Origin of the sequence: Pseudomonas sp. Q12-87, assembly GCF_001269755.1 — a bacterium.
GTDB lineage: Bacteria > Pseudomonadota > Gammaproteobacteria > Pseudomonadales > Pseudomonadaceae > Aquipseudomonas > Aquipseudomonas fluorescens_S.
Genome location: NZ_LHVI01000013.1, coordinates 98843 through 116350, shown reverse-complemented (window position 1 = coordinate 116350; position 17508 = coordinate 98843). Strand labels below are relative to the sequence as shown.

Sequence of the window (17508 nt, the reverse complement as noted above, 5' to 3'; positions counted from 1 at the left end):
CGAGCAAGCCCGCTCCCACATTGGATTTGTGATGTTCACAGAACCCCTGTGGGAGCGGGCTTGCCCGCGAAGAGGCCGGCACTGCCTGCCTCAATCTCAAATCAATCAAGCATCGCGAAACAACCAAGGCTGGCTCGCCCGATGCTTGGCTTCGAACGCGGCAATCGCCTCACCGTCCTGCAGGGTCAGGCCGATATCGTCCAGACCGTTGAGCAGGCAATGCTTGCGGAACGCGTCGATCTCGAAACTCAGCACCTTGCCGTCGGGACGGGTCACGGTCTGGGCCGCGAGGTCGATTTGCAGCTGATAGCCAGGGTTGGCCTCAACCTGCTGGAACAGCTCATCCACTTCAGCGTCGCTGAGGATGATCGGCAGCAAACCGTTCTTGAAACTGTTGTTGAAGAAGATGTCGGCGTAGCTTGGCGCGATGATGCTGCGAAAACCGTACTCTTCCAGGGCCCAAGGCGCGTGCTCGCGGCTCGAACCGCAGCCGAAGTTCTCGCGGGCCAGCAGCACGCTGGCGCCCTGGTAGCGCTCGGCGTTGAGCACGAAATCCTTGTTCAACGGCCGCTTGGAGTTGTCCTGGTACGGCTGGCCGACATCCAGGTAGCGCCACTCATCGAACAGGTTCGGGCCGAAGCCGGTGCGCTTGATGGACTTCAAGAACTGCTTGGGAATGATCTGGTCGGTGTCGACGTTGGCACGATCCAAAGGCGCGACAAGACCGGTGTGCTGGGTAAAAGCTTTCATGCTGCGCTCCTTCAGATCAATTCGCGGACGTCGACGAAACGGCCATTCACAGCCGCCGCCGCGGCCATGGCCGGGCTCACCAGGTGCGTACGACCACCGGCGCCCTGGCGGCCTTCGAAGTTACGGTTGGAGGTGGAGGCGCAATGCTCGCCCGACTCCAAACGATCCGGGTTCATCGCCAGGCACATCGAGCAGCCTGGCTCGCGCCATTCGAAACCGGCCTCGAGGAAAATCTTGTCCAGCCCTTCCGCTTCAGCCTGGGCCTTCACCAGGCCCGAGCCCGGCACCACGATGGCCTGCTTGATGGTCGAGGCAACCTTGCGGCCCTTGGCGATAACGGCAGCGGCACGCAAATCTTCGATCCGCGAGTTGGTGCAGGAGCCGATGAACACGCGGTCGAGCTGGATGTCGGTGATCGCCTGGTTGGCGCTCAGCCCCATGTATTTCAAGGCGCGGACAATGGAGTCGCGCTTGACCAGGTCCATTTCCTTGGCCGGATCCGGCACGTTCTGGTCCACAGCCAGCACCATCTCAGGCGAAGTACCCCAGCTGACTTGCGGCTTGATCTGGGTCGCGTCGAGTTCGACCACGGTGTCGAACTTGGCATCGGCATCGGACACCAGGTCTTTCCAGGCCTCGACCGCCAGGTCCCATTCCGCGCCTTTTGGCGAGAACGGACGGCCCTTGACGTATTCCACGGTTTTTTCATCGGCGGCCACCAGGCCCACGCGGGCACCGGCCTCGATGGACATGTTGCAGATGGTCATGCGGCCTTCGACGGACAGGTCGCGGATCGCGCTGCCGGCGAACTCGATGGCATGGCCGTTACCACCGGCGGTGCCGATCTTGCCGATCACGGCCAGGACGATGTCCTTGGCGGTCACGCCGAACGGCAGCTTGCCCTCGACGCGCACCAGCATGTTCTTCATTTTCTTGGCGACCAGGCATTGGGTGGCGAGCACGTGCTCGACCTCGGAAGTGCCGATGCCATGGGCCAAGGCGCCGAATGCGCCGTGGGTCGAGGTGTGCGAGTCGCCGCAAACCACGGTCATGCCCGGCAAGGTCGCGCCCTGCTCCGGGCCGATGACGTGGACGATGCCTTGGCGCACGTCGTTCATCTTGAATTCGACGATGCCGTATTCATCGCAGTTATCGTCGAGGGTCTGCACCTGTAAACGCGAGACCTGGTCGGCAATGGCTTCGATGCCGCCCTTGCGCTCCGGCGTAGTCGGTACGTTGTGGTCCGGGGTCGCGATGTTGGCATCGATACGCCAAGGCTTGCGTCCGGCCAGGCGCAAGCCTTCAAAAGCTTGCGGCGAAGTCACTTCATGAATGATGTGACGATCGATGTAGATCAGCGCCGAGCCATCGTCGCGCTGCTTGACCAAATGCGAATCCCAGAGCTTGTCGTAGAGCGTTTTGCCGGCCATCAGACGGTTCCTCATCAGCTTGTTTCTATGCCCTGGGTCTTGAATGGAATCAATGACCCCTCGGCTTGTGAGGCTGATGCTATGGGGTTACATTAAATAACTCAAATTCATATTTTTCATACTTTGCATAACCAACTGGAATCCCAGCGAAACCACCATGGACCTCGCCAATCTCAATGCCTTTATTGCCATCGCCGAGACAGGTAGCTTCTCCGGTGCCGGTGAACGCCTGCACTTGACCCAGCCGGCCATCAGCAAGCGCATTGCCAGCCTTGAGCAGCAACTCAAGGTGCGCCTGTTCGACCGCCTGGGCCGCGAAGTAGGCCTGACGGAAGCCGGCCGGGCCCTTCTGCCACGGGCCTATCAGATTCTCAACGTGCTGGACGACACCCGCCGCGCCCTGACCAACCTGACCGGCGAAGTGACCGGGCGCCTGACACTCGCCACCAGCCATCACATCGGCCTGCACCGTTTACCGCCCTTGTTGAGGGAGTTCACCCGACGCTACCCGCAGGTGGCGCTGGACATTCAGTTCCTGGATTCGGAAGTGGCCTACGAGGAAATCCTCCATGGCCGGGCGGAACTGGCGGTCATTACCCTTGCTCCCGAACCCCACACGCTGGTGCGCGCCACGCCCGTGTGGGACGACCCGCTGGATTTCGTGGTCGCCCCGGAACATGCGCTGTTGGGCAACGAGGCGGTCAGCCTGGCGGATATTGCCTTGCATCCGGCGGTTTTCCCGGGTGGCAATACCTTTACCCATCACATCGTGCAGCGGCTGTTCGAAGCCCAGGGCCTGACGCCGAACATCGCCATGAGCACGAATTATCTGGAAACCATAAAAATGATGGTCTCCATCGGCCTGGCCTGGAGCGTTTTGCCGCGCACCATGCTCGACGAGCAGGTGGCGCGCATCCCTTTGCCAGGCATACAGCTCAGTCGCCAGCTAGGCTATATCCTGCACACCGAACGCACGCTGTCGAACGCTGCACGGGCTTTCATGGCCTTACTGGACGCACAAGTCGATCTGCCAGGGACAAGGGCATAGGTTGTGCTACTCCTATAGAGCCGCAACGCCCGTGCCCAACGCTCAACCTGTCAAGGCTCTTTAAACAATGCCCAAACCCGCTGACCACCTCCCGCCCCTGCCGCGAATCCAGGCGCTCGACCCGAAACGGTCCGAGCAAAGCTGGGACAGCGCGCCGCAGTTGCTGGCCGCCCTGAACGGTGCGCGCCTGGGTGCCTGGTCATGGGACATCGATACCGGGCAGATCAGCTGGTCCCGAGGCACCCAGGCCTTGTTCGGCTTCGATCCGCACCATCCGCTGCCAGCAGACCTGGACTACCTGGACTTATTGCTGCCCGAAGATCGTTCCAAAGCCCTGCGCGCCTTTCACGCCGCGGTGGCCGGTGCACCGCTGGAACAGGCGATGCACCACCGCATCGTCTGGCCCGACGGCAGCCTGCATTGGCTGGAAATCAACGGCAGTGTGCTGCCCGACAAGCATGGCCGCCCTCGCATGATCGGGGTCATCCGCGAGATTACCCATCAGCGCGAGCGCGAGCAGGCGTTGCGCAGCTCGGAAAAACGTTTCGCCACGCTGTTTCACCTCAGCCCGAACATGGTGCTGTTGACCCGCCAGGAAGACGGGCTGATCAGCGAGGCCAACCAGTATTTCGAGAGCCAGTTTGGCTGGCCGTTGCATGACGCAATTGGCCGGACCACTCTGGAACTGGGGTTGTGGGTCGATCCCGGTCAGCGGGCGAAACTGCTCGAAGCCATCAAGGGCAGGGGCGAACTGGCAAGCATGGAAGTTGAGCTGCGCGCCAGCAACGGGCAAGTCCATAGCGGTCTTCTCAGCGCGCAAAAAGTCGAGCTGGAAGGCCAGCCTTACCTGTTGAGTACCTTTCTCGACACCACCGATCGCAAGCTGGCCGAACGAGCCCTCAAGGACAGCCAGGAACGCCTGGACCTGGCCCTGGATTCCGCACAACTGGGCACTTGGGACTGGCATATTCCCAGTGGCATGCTCTACGGCTCGGCACGGGCAGCGCAGCTTCACGGACTGGAACCCAAGCCCTTCCATGAATCGTTCGATGCCTTCTTCGAGGGGGTGCCCACGGAAGAACGCAACAACATGCGTAACGCCTACCGCAGTCTGCGCGAAGGCCCGGCGGGCAATTATCAATTGACCTACCGCGTGCAACTGCCCGACGGCAGCTCTCGCTATCTGGAAAGCCGCGCCCGCCTCTACCGCAACGACGACGGCAGCCCCTTGCGCATGGCCGGAACGTTGCTGGACATCACCGACCAGGTGGAGCGCGAACAGAGCCTGGCGGCTTCGGAGGAAAAATTCGCCACGCTGTTCCAGGTCAGCCCCGACCCGATCTGCGTCACTCATCAGGACAGTGGCCGGTTCCTTGAAATCAACTCCAGCTTCACCCAGACCTTCGGCTGGGGGGCCAGCGATGTAATTGGCCTCAGCGCCGATGAAATCGGCCTTTGGGACGCGTCGGGCAGCAGCCTGCAACGGATCGAACGGGTGATTCGCGAGCAATCCTTGAGCAACGTCGCCATCGTCGTTCATCACAAGAACGGCCAGCCGCTGACCTGCGTGATCTCCAGTCGGCAGATCAACGTCGGCAACCAGCCCTGCATCGTCACCACCCTACGGGACATCACCCAGCAACAACGCTCCGAAGCGGCCCTCAAGGCCAGCGAGGAGAAGTTCGCCAAGGCGTTTCACTCCAGCCCCGACGCCATCACCATCACCGAACTCGACAGTGGCCGCTACCTTGAAGTCAACGACGGTTTCTGCCGCCTGACCGGCTACCGCGCCGACGAGGTGATCGGGCATACGGTCTATGAGGTCGGCATCTGGGCCGAAGAAAAACAACGCACGGCCCTGCTGGCCGAGCTGCAACTCAAGGGCCGCGTGCTTCACCAGGAAATGCTTGGGCGTAACAAGCGTGGGGAATTGCTCACGGTGGAGGTATCGGTCGAACCCATCACGCTCAACGAAACCGCCTGCCTGTTGCTGACCGCCCGGGATGTGAGCCTGCTGCGCAACGCCGAGGCCCAGATCCGCCACCTGGCCTATCACGACCCGCTGACCAACCTGCCCAACCGGGCCTTGTTGATGGACCGGCTAAGCCAGCAGATCGCGTTGCTCAAGCGCCATGACCTGCGCGGTGCCCTGCTGTTTCTCGACCTGGATCACTTCAAGCACATCAACGACTCCCTGGGCCATCCGGTGGGTGACACGGTGCTGAAGATCATCACCGCGCGCCTGGAGGCCAGTGTGCGCCTGGAAGACACCGTGGCGCGGCTGGGCGGCGACGAATTCGTGGTGCTGCTCAGCGGTCTGGAAGGCAGCCGCAACGAAGTCGGCACGCAAGTATTGAAGCTGGCCGACACCTTGCGTGAGCTGCTCTCGGAGCCGATGTTTCTCGACGGCCAGCGGCTGCAGGTCACGCCAAGCATTGGCATAGCGCTGATACCCGACCATGGCGCCACGCCCACGGACCTGCTCAAGCGCGCCGACATTGCGCTTTATCGCGCCAAGGATTCGGGGCGCAACACCTCGCAGATGTTCCACGCCACCATGCAAAAAGCCGCCAGTGAACGCTTGCGCATGGAAACCGACCTGCGCCAGGCCCTGGCCCGTGGCGAGTTCAGCGTGCACTTCCAGCCCCAGGTCGATGCCCGGGATAACCGCATCATCGGGGCCGAAGCCCTGGTGCGCTGGCATCACCCGGACCTGGGCGCCCAATCGCCCAATGAATTCATCAAGGTACTGGAAGACAGCGGCCTGATCCTGGAAGTCGGGACCTGGATCCTTGACGAAGCCTGCGATGGCTTCAAGCAACTGATCGCCAGGGGCAAGATCGACCCGCAGCGGTTCAGCCTCTGCGTGAATATCAGCCCGCGGCAGTTCCGCCAGAGCGATTTCGTCGAGCGTATCGAAAACAGCCTGGCCACCCACGGCCTGCCCTGCTCCATGCTGAAACTGGAGATCACCGAGGGCATCGTGATCCAGAACCTGGACGACACGATCAGCAAGATGCGTCGCCTCAAAAAGTTGGGGGTTAGCTTCGCGATGGACGATTTCGGTACCGGTTATTCGTCATTGACCTACCTCAAGCGCCTACCGGTAGACACGTTGAAGATCGACCAGTCATTCGTGCGCGACGCCACCAGTGACCCCAACGACGCGGAAATCATCCGTGCCATCGTCGCCATGGCCCGCAGCCTGAACCTGGTGATGATTGCCGAGGGTGTGGAAACCCTGGAGCAGTTGCACTTTCTGCAGGGGCTGGACTGCCATCTGTACCAGGGTTACCTGCACAGCCGGCCACTGCCGCTGGAAGCGTTTGAGCGGTTGTTGCCCTAAGTGTTCGGGATAGGAAGCTCTTGTGATGAGGGAGCAAGCTCCCTCGCCACAACTATTCCTTCATTGCTTGCAAAAACGAAAAAGGGCGCCATCTGGCGCCCTTCTTCAGTTGCGATGCATCAGTTTTGCAGCGCGGGTTGTTGCTGCACCCCATTGATCGGGATGCGCTTGGCTTTCGCCTCTTCCGGCACCACCCGCAACAAGTCGATACTCAACAGACCGTTGCTCAGGCCGGCGGACTTGATCTCGATATGATCCGCCAACCGGAAGGACAGCTTGAACGCGCGCTGGGCAATGCCCTGGTGCAGGTAGGTCACGCTGTCGTTGCTGGCCTCACGTTTACCACCACTGATGGTCAGCACGCCTTTCTCCACCTGCAAGTCCAGGTCTTCTTCCCGGAACCCGGCGGCGGCGACCACAATGCGGTACTCGTCATCGCCATATTTTTCCACGTTGTAGGGTGGATAGCTGCTACCCGGCTCGTTGCGCAGTGCGGTTTCGAACAGGTCGTTGAAACGGTCGAAGCCCACCGAGGAACGGAACAGAGGGGCCAACGAAAATGCAGTACTCATGATTCAAATCTCCTGAAAATTCAGCAAGGTTTTTTGTCTCCGCGACCCGAATTCGGCATCGCGTAACCCCTATCTAGGGTCCGCCAAATACTTTTCAAGAGCTTTTTTTGAATTTTTTTCAGGCCGCTTCAGTGCGGTGCACCCCAAGCAAACGGCCCACCGCATCCAGGTCGGTTTCCCGCCGGACGGCGCTGAACAGCTCAACGGCTTCGGGGTAATTGCGGGTCAGCATCGCCAACCACTGCTTCAACCGACCGGGCGCTTGGCGGGGGGTCAGTTGCTCGACCACTTGCACCCAGAAGTCCTGGAGCATCGGCTGCAACTCGGCCCAGGACATCTCGACGACCTCCTCGCCGGCCCGGGCCGCGGCGATCTGCCGGGCCAGGTCCGGGCGAGACACCAGGCCGCGCCCGAGCATGATGTCCTCGACGCCGCTGATCTCCCGGCAACGGCGCCAATCTTCCACGCTCCAGATATCGCCATTGGCGAACACCGGCACCTTCACCACGTCCTGGACCCGGGGAATCCACTCCCAGTGCGCCGGCGGCTTGTAGCCGTCGACCTTGGTCCGGGCATGCACCACGATGTGCGCCGCGCCGCCTTCGGCCAGGGCCGTGGCGCAAACCAGCGCGCCGTCCGGGCTGTCGAAACCCAGGCGCATCTTGGCGGTAACGGGAATGTGCTTGGGCACCGCGCGGCGCACGTGCTCGACGATTTGGTTGAGCAGCTCCGGCTCCTTGAGCAATACCGCGCCGCCCCGGGATTTATTCACCGTCTTGGCCGGGCAACCGAAGTTCAGGTCAATGACTTGCGACCCCAACTCGCACGCCAACGCCGCGTTCTCCGCCAGGCACACCGGATCGGACCCCAGCAATTGCACCCGCAACGGCACGCCGGCAGCGGTCCGGGCTCCAGTCAACAATTCGGGGCCGAGCTTGTGGAAATAGGCCGGCGTGAGCAGGCGGTCGTTGATGCGGATGAACTCGGTGACACACCAGTCGATACCGCCGACACGGGTCAGGACATCCCGGAGGATGTTGTCAACCAACCCCTCCATGGGTGCCAGGGCAATTTGCATGGAAAAACACACTCAACGAAAAAACGTGCGGCAGTTTACCGGATTTTGCCGGCATACCCGGCATTCACCATAAAGCCCGCTCCCACAGGATTTTGGTGAGCAGAGAAGTCGCGTCCACTCCAATCCCCTGTGGGAGCGAGCTTGCTCGCGATAGCGCTGGGTCAGTCTATGGAAATGCCAGACGGATCGAGCGCCACACCATAACCTTCGATGAACTCCGCCGGCATGCGCTTGGGCCTACCGGTGGACAGTTCGATGCAGACAAAGGTGGTCTGGGCACGTAACAAGGTGGTGTTGTCACTGGGGCGCACCAGCTGGAAATGCCGGGTCATCTTCAACCGCTGGTCCCAGTCGACAATCCAGGTGGCCAACTGCAACTCGTCGCCTTCATAGGCAGCTGCCAGGTAATCGATTTCATGACGCACCACCGCCATGGCTCGGTCCAGCCGCCGATACTCCACCAAGTCCAGCCCCAGGCGCTGGGAATGACGCCAGGCGCAGCGTTCCAGCCAGGTAACGTATACCGCATTGTTGGCGTGGCCCAGCCCGTCGATGTCTTCGGCCGCTACCTGGAGATCAATGATGAACGGCGTTGCCCGATCCCAGCCCATGCCCCTCTCCCGTCAGAATTTGGATCGGGGCAGTGTAACGGATGCTCAAGCCGATTGCCGCGCTTGCAGGCTGCGTCCGGCCAGCAGTGATAACACGCCATCAACGACGCGTTGATCGGCCAGCACCCGCTGATGTCCGCCCTGAGGCAATCGCAGCAGACGACTGTCGAACCAGGCTTCATGAATCAATTCGGATTCCTTGACCGAAACCGAAGTGTCATCCTCGGCATGAACGATCAATCCGGGCACATCCAGTTGGTAGTGCGCCACATCCATCTTCGAAGCCGGCATGCCTACATCGCTTTCCACCTGGCGAATGAACGCCGAGCGCGCCTTGGGCGGCATGCCCATCAGCCGGGCGAAACCGCGTAGCACGCCGAGGATGCGCGCTGGCGCGGCAATGCTGACCAACGCCTCGGTACGCAAACCCAACTGAACCGCCAGCATCGCACTGGCACCCCCCATGGAATGGCCGATCACGGCCTGGAGCGGTGGCAATTCAGCCGCAGCCTCGAGCATGGCCCTGGCGAACAGCAGGACATTCGCCTCGCGGCCAGGCGAGCGACCGTGAGCCGGGCCGTCCAGGGCGACGACTGTGTAACCGGCCTCGACCAGCGCCGTGATCAGCGCCGCGAACTGGGTAGGCCGACCTTCCCAGCCGTGCATCAGCAACACCGCCGGCCCCTTGCCCCAACGCAAGGCCGATAAGCCAAAGCGCAAGGTGATGCGCTCGGAACTCGCCAGCAATGGCAACTCCCAGTCCCGCGGCGGCAGGTTTCGGGGCCGCATGAACAGCGTGCGCATTTTCTTCGCTACCAACTGCGGCGCTACCCGGCCCAGCGTGCCATTGACACCACGAATCCAGCTCAACCTGTCCATTGCTTGTCTCCAGGGCTTGCGCCTCAGCTCAACGCACCGCCGACTTGGCGGCCCGCAGCAAACGATCCGATAACTCTCCGGGGCCCAAAGCCCGTGCCAGGGCCAGGCCACCGACCATCAAGGCAATGTCGGCCAAGGCCTTGTCGGCATCTTCTGGGCTGGCCGCCAACTGCGCGGCCATCAGCTCGATGTGTTCATTGAGTACGTCACGAAACGCATCCGGCAGCCGTCCGAGCTCACCAACCGATGCGGGGATCGGGCAGGCTTGTTCAGTGGAATCCCGGTGCTTGCGCGACAGATAGAACGCCGCCACCAAAGCGCGCCGCTCTTCACCGGTCAACTCGGCATCCATATCGGCGATCAGGCCGCGACGCCGATTGAGCAACTGCTTGAACGCTTCGAGCATCAAGGCGTCCTTGCTTTCGAAGTGAGCATAGAAACCGCCCACTGTCAGCCCTGCCGCGCCCATCACCTCGCCCACGCTCGGCTCAGCCGGGCCGCGTTGGATCAGCGCGTCGCTGGCCGCCTTGAGAATACGTTCACGGGTCTGTGCTTTTTTATCGCTCATCGCTGCCTCCGAATATTACGATTGAAATATTATCTCTATAATAATTTTCTGCAAGCAGAAATTCTGACCGTTGGTCAGAAGCGCTTTTTTCGATAAATAGAGAATTGGCTGAACGCCAGACAAACAAAAGGGCCATTCAAGAATTGAATGACCCTTATAAAATCCCGCAGAGCGGGTAATCGTGGCGTCCCCTAGGGGACTCGAACCCCTGTTACCGCCGTGAAAGGGCGGTGTCCTAGGCCACTAGACGAAGGGGACACAAACCTTCTTGCTTGATCAGCGCTGAGAACTGATCGATTCAAGGCCGGTGTGGCCAGACCTTGAACCTGACGTTTGGTGGAGCTAGACGGGATCGAACCGTCGACCTCTTGCATGCCATGCAAGCGCTCTCCCAGCTGAGCTATAGCCCCGGATTTTTCGCCTCGCGGCGGAGCGACATCTTGCAACATCGCTTCTGTAAAACTGGCGTCCCCTAGGGGACTCGAACCCCTGTTACCGCCGTGAAAGGGCGGTGTCCTAGGCCACTAGACGAAGGGGACGCAAACCCTTTCTACAACTGATCAACACTGAGTGTTGATCCCTTCAAGGCCGGTGTGGCCAGGCCTTGAAGTGTAAAATTGGTGGAGCTAGACGGGATCGAACCGTCGACCTCTTGCATGCCATGCAAGCGCTCTCCCAGCTGAGCTATAGCCCCTCATCGCTGAGGACGGGGCGAATCTTAAGGGCGTATCGGAGGGCTGTCAAATTTATTTTCAACATATTTGAAAATTTTTTGCCGGGATAACAATCACTTACCGACAAACCCCGGAAAACCGGGGTATGCCCTGCCCCATCGACCGATTATGCAATCGCGCCCAGCAGTTTTTCCCACTCCTTGTTTTCCTTCTTCGACACACCACCGAGCAGATCGAGGGCCTGGCGCAGGCGGAAACGGGTCAGGTCCGGCCCGAGGATTTCCATCGCATCGAGCACCGACACCGAGCTGGCCTGGCCGGTAATGGCGGCGAACATCAGCGGCATGGCATCGCGCAGTTTCAGCTCCAGCGACTCGACCACAGCCTGGATGGTCGCGGTAATGCTGTCCTTCTCCCACTGACGCAAGCTTTCGAGCTTCCACAGGATCAGTTGCATCAACTGGCGCACCTGGTCGCCAGAAAGCTTCTTGGATTCGAACAGCTTCGCATCCGGCGTCACGCCACCGGCAAAGAAGAAGCCGGCCAATGGCGCGATCTGGCTGAAGGTTTCTACCCTGCCCTGCACATGGGGCGCGATCTTCATCATGTACTCAGGGTTCAAGGCCCATTTCTGCACGCGCGCGGCGAATTCTTCCACCGGCAGGTCCCGCAGCCACTGGCCGTTGAGCCACGACAGTTTCTCAATGTCGAAAATCGGCCCACCTAGGGAGACGCGCGACAGATCGAAGTGCTCGACCATCTCTTGCAGCGAGAACTTCTCACGCTCGTCCGGCATCGACCAGCCCATGCGACCCAAGTAGTTGAGCATCGCCTCGGGCATGAAGCCCATGCGCTCGTAGAAGGTCACCGATGTCGGGTTCTTGCGCTTGGACAGCTTGCTCTTGTCCGGGTTACGCAGCAGCGGCATGTAGCACAGCTGCGGTTGTTCCCAGCCAAAGTACTCGTAAAGCAGGATCAGTTTCGGTGCCGACGGCAGCCATTCTTCACCGCGCAATACGTGAGTGATGCCCATCAGGTGATCGTCGACCACGTTGGCCAGGAAGTACGTCGGCAAGCCGTCGGTCTTCATCAGCACCTGCATGTCCATGCGGTCCCACGGGATTTCAACATCGCCGCGCAACATGTCCGGCACCACGCAGACGCCTTCGGACGGCACCTTCATGCGGATGACGTGAGGCTCGCCAGCCGCCAGGCGACGGGCGACTTCTTCCTTGGACAGCAGCAGTGCACGGCCGTCGTAGCGTGGGGTTTCACCACGGGCCATTTGCTCGGCGCGCATCTGGTCCAGTTCTTCGGCGGTGCAGAAACATGGGAATGCATGCCCCATGTCGACCAGTTGCTGGCAGTACTGCTGGTAAATATCACCGCGCTCGCTCTGGCGATACGGGCCATGGGGGCCGCCGACGTCCGGGCCTTCGCTCCAGTCGATGCCCAACCAACGCAGGGCGTCGAAAATCTGCTGTTCGGACTCACGCGTCGAACGCAATTGGTCGGTGTCCTCGATCCGCAGGATGAACTCGCCGCCGTGCTGTTTGGCAAAGCAATAGTTGAACAAAGCGATGTAGGCGGTGCCGACATGGGGATCGCCAGTGGGCGACGGCGCGATGCGGGTGCGGACGGTGGTCATGGCTTGTCTCGAAAAGAATATAAAAGCGAAGGTCGAACAGGGGGCGAATGGTAACAGGCGATGGCGGGCGGGCTCCAGTCAGAGCGGGATATGAGTCTTTTCTTTCAGACCGCGTCGCTCCATTCGCGAGCAAGCCCGCTCCCACACAGGAGACCGCATGAAGCCTGGACGACGCGGTCAACTGTGGGAGCGGGCTTGCTCGCGATGAGGCCCTTAAAGCCGCCGAAAAACCTCAGACAGTCAACAACCGCTCGCGCAACTTGCCAATCTCATCGCGCAATTGCGCCGCCGCTTCGAATTCCAAGTCCCGAGCCAACTGGTACATCTTCTCTTCCAATTGCCGGATACGCTTGGTGATTTCGCTCGGCGAACGCAGTTCGGCTTCGTAGCGGGCGCTTTCTTCGGCCGCCTTGGCCATGCCCTTGCGCTTCTTGCTTCGCGAGCCGGGCACGGTGGCGCCTTCCATGATATCGGCGACGTCCTTGAACACGCCTTTGGGCGTGATGCCGTTGGCCAGGTTGAACGCAATCTGCTTGTCGCGACGGCGTTCGGTTTCGCCAATCGCTCGCTCCATGGAACCGGTGATGCGGTCGGCATAGAGAATCGCCCGGCCATTGAGGTTACGCGCCGCGCGACCGATGGTCTGGATCAACGAACGCTCCGAACGCAGGAAACCTTCCTTGTCGGCGTCGAGAATCGCCACCAGTGACACTTCCGGCATGTCCAGGCCTTCGCGCAGCAGGTTGATGCCCACCAGTACATCGAAGGTACCCAGGCGCAGGTCGCGGATGATCTCGACCCGCTCCACCGTGTCGATGTCCGAGTGCAGGTAACGCACCCGCACACCATGGTCGGCCAGGTAATCGGTGAGGTCTTCGGCCATGCGCTTGGTCAACGTGGTCACCAGCACCCGCTCTTCCACCGCCACGCGCTTGCTGATTTCGGAGAGAAGATCATCGACCTGGGTCAACGCCGGGCGCACCTCGACTTGCGGGTCCACCAGCCCGGTCGGCCGCACCACCTGCTCGACCACCCGCCCGGCATGCTCGGCCTCGTAGTTGCCCGGAGTGGCCGAGACGAAGATCGTCTGCGGGCTCACGCTTTCCCATTCATCGAAGCGCATCGGCCGGTTGTCCAAGGCCGAAGGCAGGCGGAAACCGTATTCCACCAGCGTTTCCTTGCGCGAACGGTCGCCTTTGTACATCGCGCCGACCTGGGGCACGCTGACGTGGGATTCGTCGATCACCAGCAAGGCATCGGCCGGCAGATAGTCGTACAAGGTCGGCGGCGGCGCACCGGCCGGGCGGCCCGACAGGTAGCGCGAGTAGTTTTCGATACCGTTGCAGTAGCCCAGCTCCAGGATCATTTCCAGGTCAAACCGGGTCCGCTGCTCCAGGCGCTGGGCCTCCACCAGCTTGTTGTTCGAACGCAGGTACTCCAGGCGCTCCTGCAACTCGACCTTGATCCCCTCGATGGCGCCCAGCAGGGTTTCGCGCGGCGTCACGTAGTGGCTCTTGGGATAGAACGTGAAGCGCGGCAGTTTGCGGATGACTTCGCCAGTGAGCGGGTCGAAGGCCGAAATACTTTCCACTTCATCGTCGAACAGCTCGATGCGGATCGCTTCCAGGTCGGATTCTGCCGGATAGATGTCGATCACGTCGCCACGCACCCGGAACGTCGCACGGGCGAAATCCATGTCGTTGCGGGTGTATTGCAAATCCGCCAGGCGCCGCAGCAAGGCGCGCTGGTCGAGTTTGTCGCCGCGATCCACGTGCAGCACCATCTTCAGATAGGTTTCCGGGCTGCCCAAGCCATAGATGCATGACACCGTGGTGACGATGATCGCGTCCTTGCGCTCCAGCAGGGCCTTGGTGGCCGACAGCCGCATCTGTTCGATGTGGTCGTTGATCGAGGCGTCCTTCTCGATGAAGGTGTCCGACGATGGCACGTAGGCCTCGGGCTGGTAGTAATCGTAATAGGAGACGAAGTACTCCACCGCGTTATTCGGGAAAAACGCCTTGAACTCACCGTACAACTGCGCCGCCAGGGTCTTGTTCGGCGCCAGCACCAGGGTCGGGCGCTGGACCTGGGCGATCACGTTGGCAATGCTGAAGGTCTTGCCCGAGCCGGTCACACCGAGCAACGTCTGGTGCGCCAGGCCAGCCTCGATGCCCTCGACCATCAGGCGGATGGCTTCCGGCTGGTCGCCGGCGGGCTGGAATCGAGTGACGAGCTGGAATTGAGACATGACATAACCTCTGGTTCACCCCGGTCGGCCAGCCGACAGGAACGAGAAAGACCGAAACGACTGATGTCGCCCGAGGAAAAAGCTGGAATACCCACAATGTGGAGGTGAATGCCTTCGCTTTCAAGACGAACGTCCTACACCCCTTGAAGACTTTGATGCGGCGAAGGGACTAACGGTCGAAAAAAAACGAAAATACTTACCGTAAAAGCCGAATCGCCTGTCGCCGCGCCCGGTGATGGCCTCTATACTAGCTCCCCGTTTGTGCACCGCTCTAGTGCATTCGGCTGGAGCGCGACACGTCCCCTCTCACTCCATTCAGAGCCGCGCAATAATGAGCCTGTTTTCTGCTGTCGAATTGGCACCACGCGACCCCATCCTGGGCCTCAACGAAGCATTCAACGCCGACCCTCGTACCAATAAGGTGAACCTGGGCGTAGGTGTTTACTGCAACGAGGAGGGGCGCATTCCACTCCTGCGCGCTGTCGTTGAAGCCGAGACGACCCGTGTGGCTCAGCACGTTTCCCGTGGCTACCTGCCGATCGACGGCATTGCCGCCTACGACCAGGCGGTCCAGACCTTGCTGTTCGGCAAGGATTCGCCGCTGATCGCTGCCGGCCGGGTCATCACCACCCAGGCCGTGGGCGGCACAGGTGCACTGAAGATCGGCGCAGACTTCCTCAAGCAATTGCTGCCTGACGCCGTCGTGGCCATCAGCGATCCAAGCTGGGAAAACCACCGCGCCCTGTTCGAAACTGCCGGTTTCCCGGTGCAGAACTATCGCTACTACGACGCCGCCACCCATGACGTGAACCGCGCCGGCCTGCTGGAAGACCTCAACGCCCTGCCCGACCGCTCGATCGTCGTGCTGCATGCCTGCTGCCATAACCCGACTGGCGTGGACTTGAGCCCCGAAGACTGGAAAAACGTGCTGGCTGTGGTCAAGGCCAAGAACCACATCCCGTTCCTGGACATGGCCTACCAGGGCTTTGGCGCCGGCATCGAAGAAGACGCCGCGGCCGTGCGCCTGTTCGCTGAGTCGGGCTTGACCTTCTTTGCCTCCAGCTCCTTCTCCAAGTCGTTCTCCCTGTACGGCGAGCGCGTCGGTGCCCTGTCGATCGTCAGCGAATCGAAAGAAGAAAGCGCCCGCGTGCTGTCCCAGGTCAAGCGCGTGATCCGCACCAACTACTCCAACCCACCGACTCACGGCGCAAGCATCGTTGCCGCCGTACTCAACAGCCCGGAGCTGCGGGCCCAGTGGGAAGCCGAACTGGCCGAAATGCGCCTGCGCATTCGCGGCATGCGCAACCAGATGGTGGACATGCTGGCCAAGGCCGCGCCAGGCCATGACTTCAGCTTCGTGGCACGCCAGAGCGGCATGTTCTCCTACTCCGGCCTGACCGTTGAACAAGTGACGCGTCTGCGCAACGAGTTCGGCATCTACGCCCTGGACACCGGCCGCATCTGCGTGGCCGCGCTGAACCAGAACAACATCGAGGCGGTGACCCAGGCGATTGTCCAGGTGATCTGAAGGTCGCCGGGATGAAAACGGGAAGCCATGGCTTCCCGTTTTTTTTTGGAGCTTTAGTATCCGGCGAGGCTACAACTCACTCGCCCGCTGACTCGCCGCATCGTCATAAACGACATACAACGACTCGGCGACTTGGCTCTTGATGGCCTTGGTGCTTTCCAATCCCAGGACAAACCCTTCGGCCTTGCCCCCGGCACGGTTCAGCTCTTCGGCGGAGCTAGCCTGGGTGATGGCGTCGTAAAGCTTCTCGGCGTGCGGCCCCACGCCCTTGGGCAAGCTGATATGTGCGGTGCTCATGGAGACACCTCGGTGCCACTGGCTGTGTGGAGCGGTAACAGATGGTTCATGGCGCGTACCTGTGCTGGCGAATGGCCGTCAGCGCGTACTGCCACTTCCGGGCGGCCATGGTAGCCCTCTCGAGCGGTGACGGTAACCGTCAAATTGCGAATCGATGGGCATCGGCCATGGGAATCTGCCGGCCGGCATTAGAAGCTTGACTTCTCTTTTCCAATCAGTAACATACGCGTCATTCCGCGATAGCTCAGTTGGTAGAGCAAGTGACTGTTAATCACTGGGTCCCTGGTTCGAGTCCAGGTCGTGGAGCCAGACAGCAACACATCAAGCCCCTGAATCGAAAGATTCAGGGGCTTTTTTGTGGGCGAAAACCAACCGGTGGCCGTATCAGCCTGTCCGAGGTCGCTGCCGGAACATTAATCTGGCGCCAAAAAGGCATTATGGTCTGAATCCTGCTTTCTTTTTCCGACAACCCAAGCTGTCACTTGAGCGTCATGGCCGTGCCGCAAGCTGGCGCTGTCCGTCAACAACAGCTTCATAAAAACAAGGACGAAGGTATGCCTACACAAAACCCCCACCGCATCGTTGGCCTGTGCACCTCCAGCAAGGTGTACAACGCGCTGACCGAACTCAAGCACCTGGAAGGCCATCGCAGCGCCAAGTTCCTCTCGCTGCTGGCGGAAAACCTGGTACGCAAGGGCCTGCTCAACGAGCAGGAAGTGGTGCACATGCTCGACCTGGTGGTCGATTGAGCGGCGTCGATTCCTACTATTGAGGCGGTTGATTTTTCCTCGTCCCGGCGGAGCCGTAAGGTAACCCCATCGATTGATGGAG

At 60.8% G+C, this 17508-nt stretch carries 14 protein-coding genes and 5 tRNA genes; 5 read left to right on the top strand and 14 right to left on the bottom strand.

Annotated features, from left to right (window positions below):
• Positions 1 to 105: 105 nt before the first annotated feature.
• Together leuD and leuC are read right to left on the bottom strand one after the other, a co-directional pair.
• Positions 106 to 750 (bottom strand): 3-isopropylmalate dehydratase small subunit, encoded by a 645-nt coding sequence (gene leuD / locus AD663_RS08395; RefSeq protein ID WP_003179749.1) that lies wholly within the window; start codon positions 748 to 750, stop codon positions 106 to 108.
• Positions 751 to 761: 11 nt separating this feature from the next.
• Positions 762 to 2180, bottom strand: coding sequence for a 3-isopropylmalate dehydratase large subunit (gene leuC, locus AD663_RS08390; RefSeq protein ID WP_003179747.1), 1419 nt, complete (start codon positions 2178 to 2180; stop codon positions 762 to 764).
• A gap of 157 nt (positions 2181 to 2337) precedes the next feature.
• Here leuC and AD663_RS08385 point away from each other — a divergent pair, with 157 nt between their 5' ends.
• Together AD663_RS08385 and AD663_RS08380 are read left to right on the top strand one after the other, a co-directional pair.
• A complete protein-coding gene (locus AD663_RS08385) occupies positions 2338 to 3228 on the top strand; it encodes a LysR family transcriptional regulator (protein ID WP_053213561.1) in 891 nt (296 codons plus the stop codon).
• Between the two features lie 67 nt (positions 3229 to 3295).
• The gene (locus AD663_RS08380; RefSeq protein ID WP_053213560.1) at positions 3296 to 6574 is read left to right on the top strand and encodes an EAL domain-containing protein; all 3279 of its coding nucleotides are present in this window, start codon (positions 3296 to 3298) and stop codon (positions 6572 to 6574) included.
• Positions 6575 to 6693: 119 nt separating this feature from the next.
• Here the strand turns inward: AD663_RS08380 and AD663_RS08375 are convergent, their stop codons facing one another.
• The 11 genes from AD663_RS08375 to uvrB all read right to left on the bottom strand — a co-directional run bounded on the left by AD663_RS08375 (position 6694) and on the right by uvrB (position 14852).
• A complete protein-coding gene (locus AD663_RS08375; RefSeq protein WP_003179742.1) occupies positions 6694 to 7146 on the bottom strand; it encodes an Hsp20 family protein in 453 nt (150 codons plus the stop codon).
• 118 nt (positions 7147 to 7264) lie between these two features.
• Positions 7265 to 8224, bottom strand: a complete 960-nt coding sequence (locus AD663_RS08370) for a tRNA-dihydrouridine synthase (protein ID WP_003179740.1) — start codon at positions 8222 to 8224, stop codon at positions 7265 to 7267.
• Between the two features lie 161 nt (positions 8225 to 8385).
• A complete protein-coding gene (locus AD663_RS08365) occupies positions 8386 to 8835 on the bottom strand; it encodes a thioesterase family protein (protein ID WP_003179738.1) in 450 nt (149 codons plus the stop codon).
• Between the two features lie 45 nt (positions 8836 to 8880).
• Positions 8881 to 9714, bottom strand: coding sequence for an alpha/beta fold hydrolase (locus tag AD663_RS08360; RefSeq protein WP_053213559.1), 834 nt, complete (start codon positions 9712 to 9714; stop codon positions 8881 to 8883).
• Positions 9715 to 9742: 28 nt separating this feature from the next.
• Positions 9743 to 10282 (bottom strand): TetR/AcrR family transcriptional regulator, encoded by a 540-nt coding sequence (locus AD663_RS08355; RefSeq protein WP_003179734.1) that lies wholly within the window; start codon positions 10280 to 10282, stop codon positions 9743 to 9745.
• Between the two features lie 182 nt (positions 10283 to 10464).
• A tRNA-Glu gene (locus AD663_RS08350) sits at positions 10465 to 10540 on the bottom strand.
• Between the two features lie 76 nt (positions 10541 to 10616).
• Positions 10617 to 10692 (bottom strand) — tRNA-Ala (locus AD663_RS08345).
• Positions 10693 to 10745: 53 nt separating this feature from the next.
• Positions 10746 to 10821: transfer RNA gene (locus AD663_RS08340), tRNA-Glu, on the bottom strand.
• A gap of 79 nt (positions 10822 to 10900) precedes the next feature.
• Positions 10901 to 10976, bottom strand: a tRNA-Ala gene (locus AD663_RS08335).
• Between the two features lie 146 nt (positions 10977 to 11122).
• Positions 11123 to 12604 (bottom strand): glutamate--tRNA ligase, encoded by a 1482-nt coding sequence (gene gltX / locus AD663_RS08330; RefSeq protein ID WP_053213558.1) that lies wholly within the window; start codon positions 12602 to 12604, stop codon positions 11123 to 11125.
• 232 nt (positions 12605 to 12836) lie between these two features.
• Positions 12837 to 14852 carry an excinuclease ABC subunit UvrB gene (uvrB, locus tag AD663_RS08325; protein WP_053213557.1) on the bottom strand — a complete coding sequence of 672 codons (2016 nt, stop codon included), beginning with the start codon at positions 14850 to 14852 and terminating at the stop codon, positions 12837 to 12839.
• A 331-nt stretch (positions 14853 to 15183) separates the two neighbouring features.
• On the opposite strand from uvrB, the gene AD663_RS08320 reads away from it, so the two are divergent.
• Positions 15184 to 16380: an amino acid aminotransferase gene (locus tag AD663_RS08320; RefSeq protein ID WP_003179728.1), complete on the top strand. Its 1197-nt coding sequence runs from the start codon at positions 15184 to 15186 to the stop codon at positions 16378 to 16380.
• Positions 16381 to 16449: 69 nt separating this feature from the next.
• Here the strand turns inward: AD663_RS08320 and AD663_RS08315 are convergent, their stop codons facing one another.
• Positions 16450 to 16677, bottom strand: coding sequence for a hypothetical protein (locus AD663_RS08315; RefSeq protein ID WP_003179725.1), 228 nt, complete (start codon positions 16675 to 16677; stop codon positions 16450 to 16452).
• Between the two features lie 233 nt (positions 16678 to 16910).
• Here AD663_RS08315 and AD663_RS08310 point away from each other — a divergent pair.
• Positions 16911 to 16986, top strand: a tRNA-Asn gene (locus AD663_RS08310).
• A gap of 245 nt (positions 16987 to 17231) precedes the next feature.
• On the top strand, positions 17232 to 17426 hold the full coding sequence (locus AD663_RS08305; protein WP_003179723.1) for a hypothetical protein: 195 nt from the start codon (positions 17232 to 17234) through the stop codon (positions 17424 to 17426).
• The last annotated feature ends 82 nt before the right edge of the window (positions 17427 to 17508 follow it).

Bases quoted from the DNA above. Each gene is read 5' to 3' on its own strand.
- leuD (WP_003179749.1), bottom strand. From the start codon at position 750: ATGAAAGCTTTTACCCAGCACACCGGTCTTGTCGCGCCTTTGGATCGT.
- leuC (WP_003179747.1), bottom strand. From the start codon at position 2,180: ATGGCCGGCAAAACGCTCTACGACAAGCTCTGGGATTCGCATTTGGTC.
- AD663_RS08385 (WP_053213561.1), top strand. From the start codon at position 2,338: ATGGACCTCGCCAATCTCAATGCCTTTATTGCCATCGCCGAGACAGGT.
- AD663_RS08380 (WP_053213560.1), top strand. From the start codon at position 3,296: ATGCCCAAACCCGCTGACCACCTCCCGCCCCTGCCGCGAATCCAGGCG.
- AD663_RS08375 (WP_003179742.1), bottom strand. From the start codon at position 7,146: ATGAGTACTGCATTTTCGTTGGCCCCTCTGTTCCGTTCCTCGGTGGGC.
- AD663_RS08370 (WP_003179740.1), bottom strand. From the start codon at position 8,224: ATGCAAATTGCCCTGGCACCCATGGAGGGGTTGGTTGACAACATCCTC.
- AD663_RS08365 (WP_003179738.1), bottom strand. From the start codon at position 8,835: ATGGGCTGGGATCGGGCAACGCCGTTCATCATTGATCTCCAGGTAGCG.
- AD663_RS08360 (WP_053213559.1), bottom strand. From the start codon at position 9,714: ATGGACAGGTTGAGCTGGATTCGTGGTGTCAATGGCACGCTGGGCCGG.
- AD663_RS08355 (WP_003179734.1), bottom strand. From the start codon at position 10,282: ATGAGCGATAAAAAAGCACAGACCCGTGAACGTATTCTCAAGGCGGCC.
- gltX (WP_053213558.1), bottom strand. From the start codon at position 12,604: ATGACCACCGTCCGCACCCGCATCGCGCCGTCGCCCACTGGCGATCCC.
- uvrB (WP_053213557.1), bottom strand. From the start codon at position 14,852: ATGTCTCAATTCCAGCTCGTCACTCGATTCCAGCCCGCCGGCGACCAG.
- AD663_RS08320 (WP_003179728.1), top strand. From the start codon at position 15,184: ATGAGCCTGTTTTCTGCTGTCGAATTGGCACCACGCGACCCCATCCTG.
- AD663_RS08315 (WP_003179725.1), bottom strand. From the start codon at position 16,677: ATGAGCACCGCACATATCAGCTTGCCCAAGGGCGTGGGGCCGCACGCC.
- AD663_RS08305 (WP_003179723.1), top strand. From the start codon at position 17,232: ATGCCTACACAAAACCCCCACCGCATCGTTGGCCTGTGCACCTCCAGC.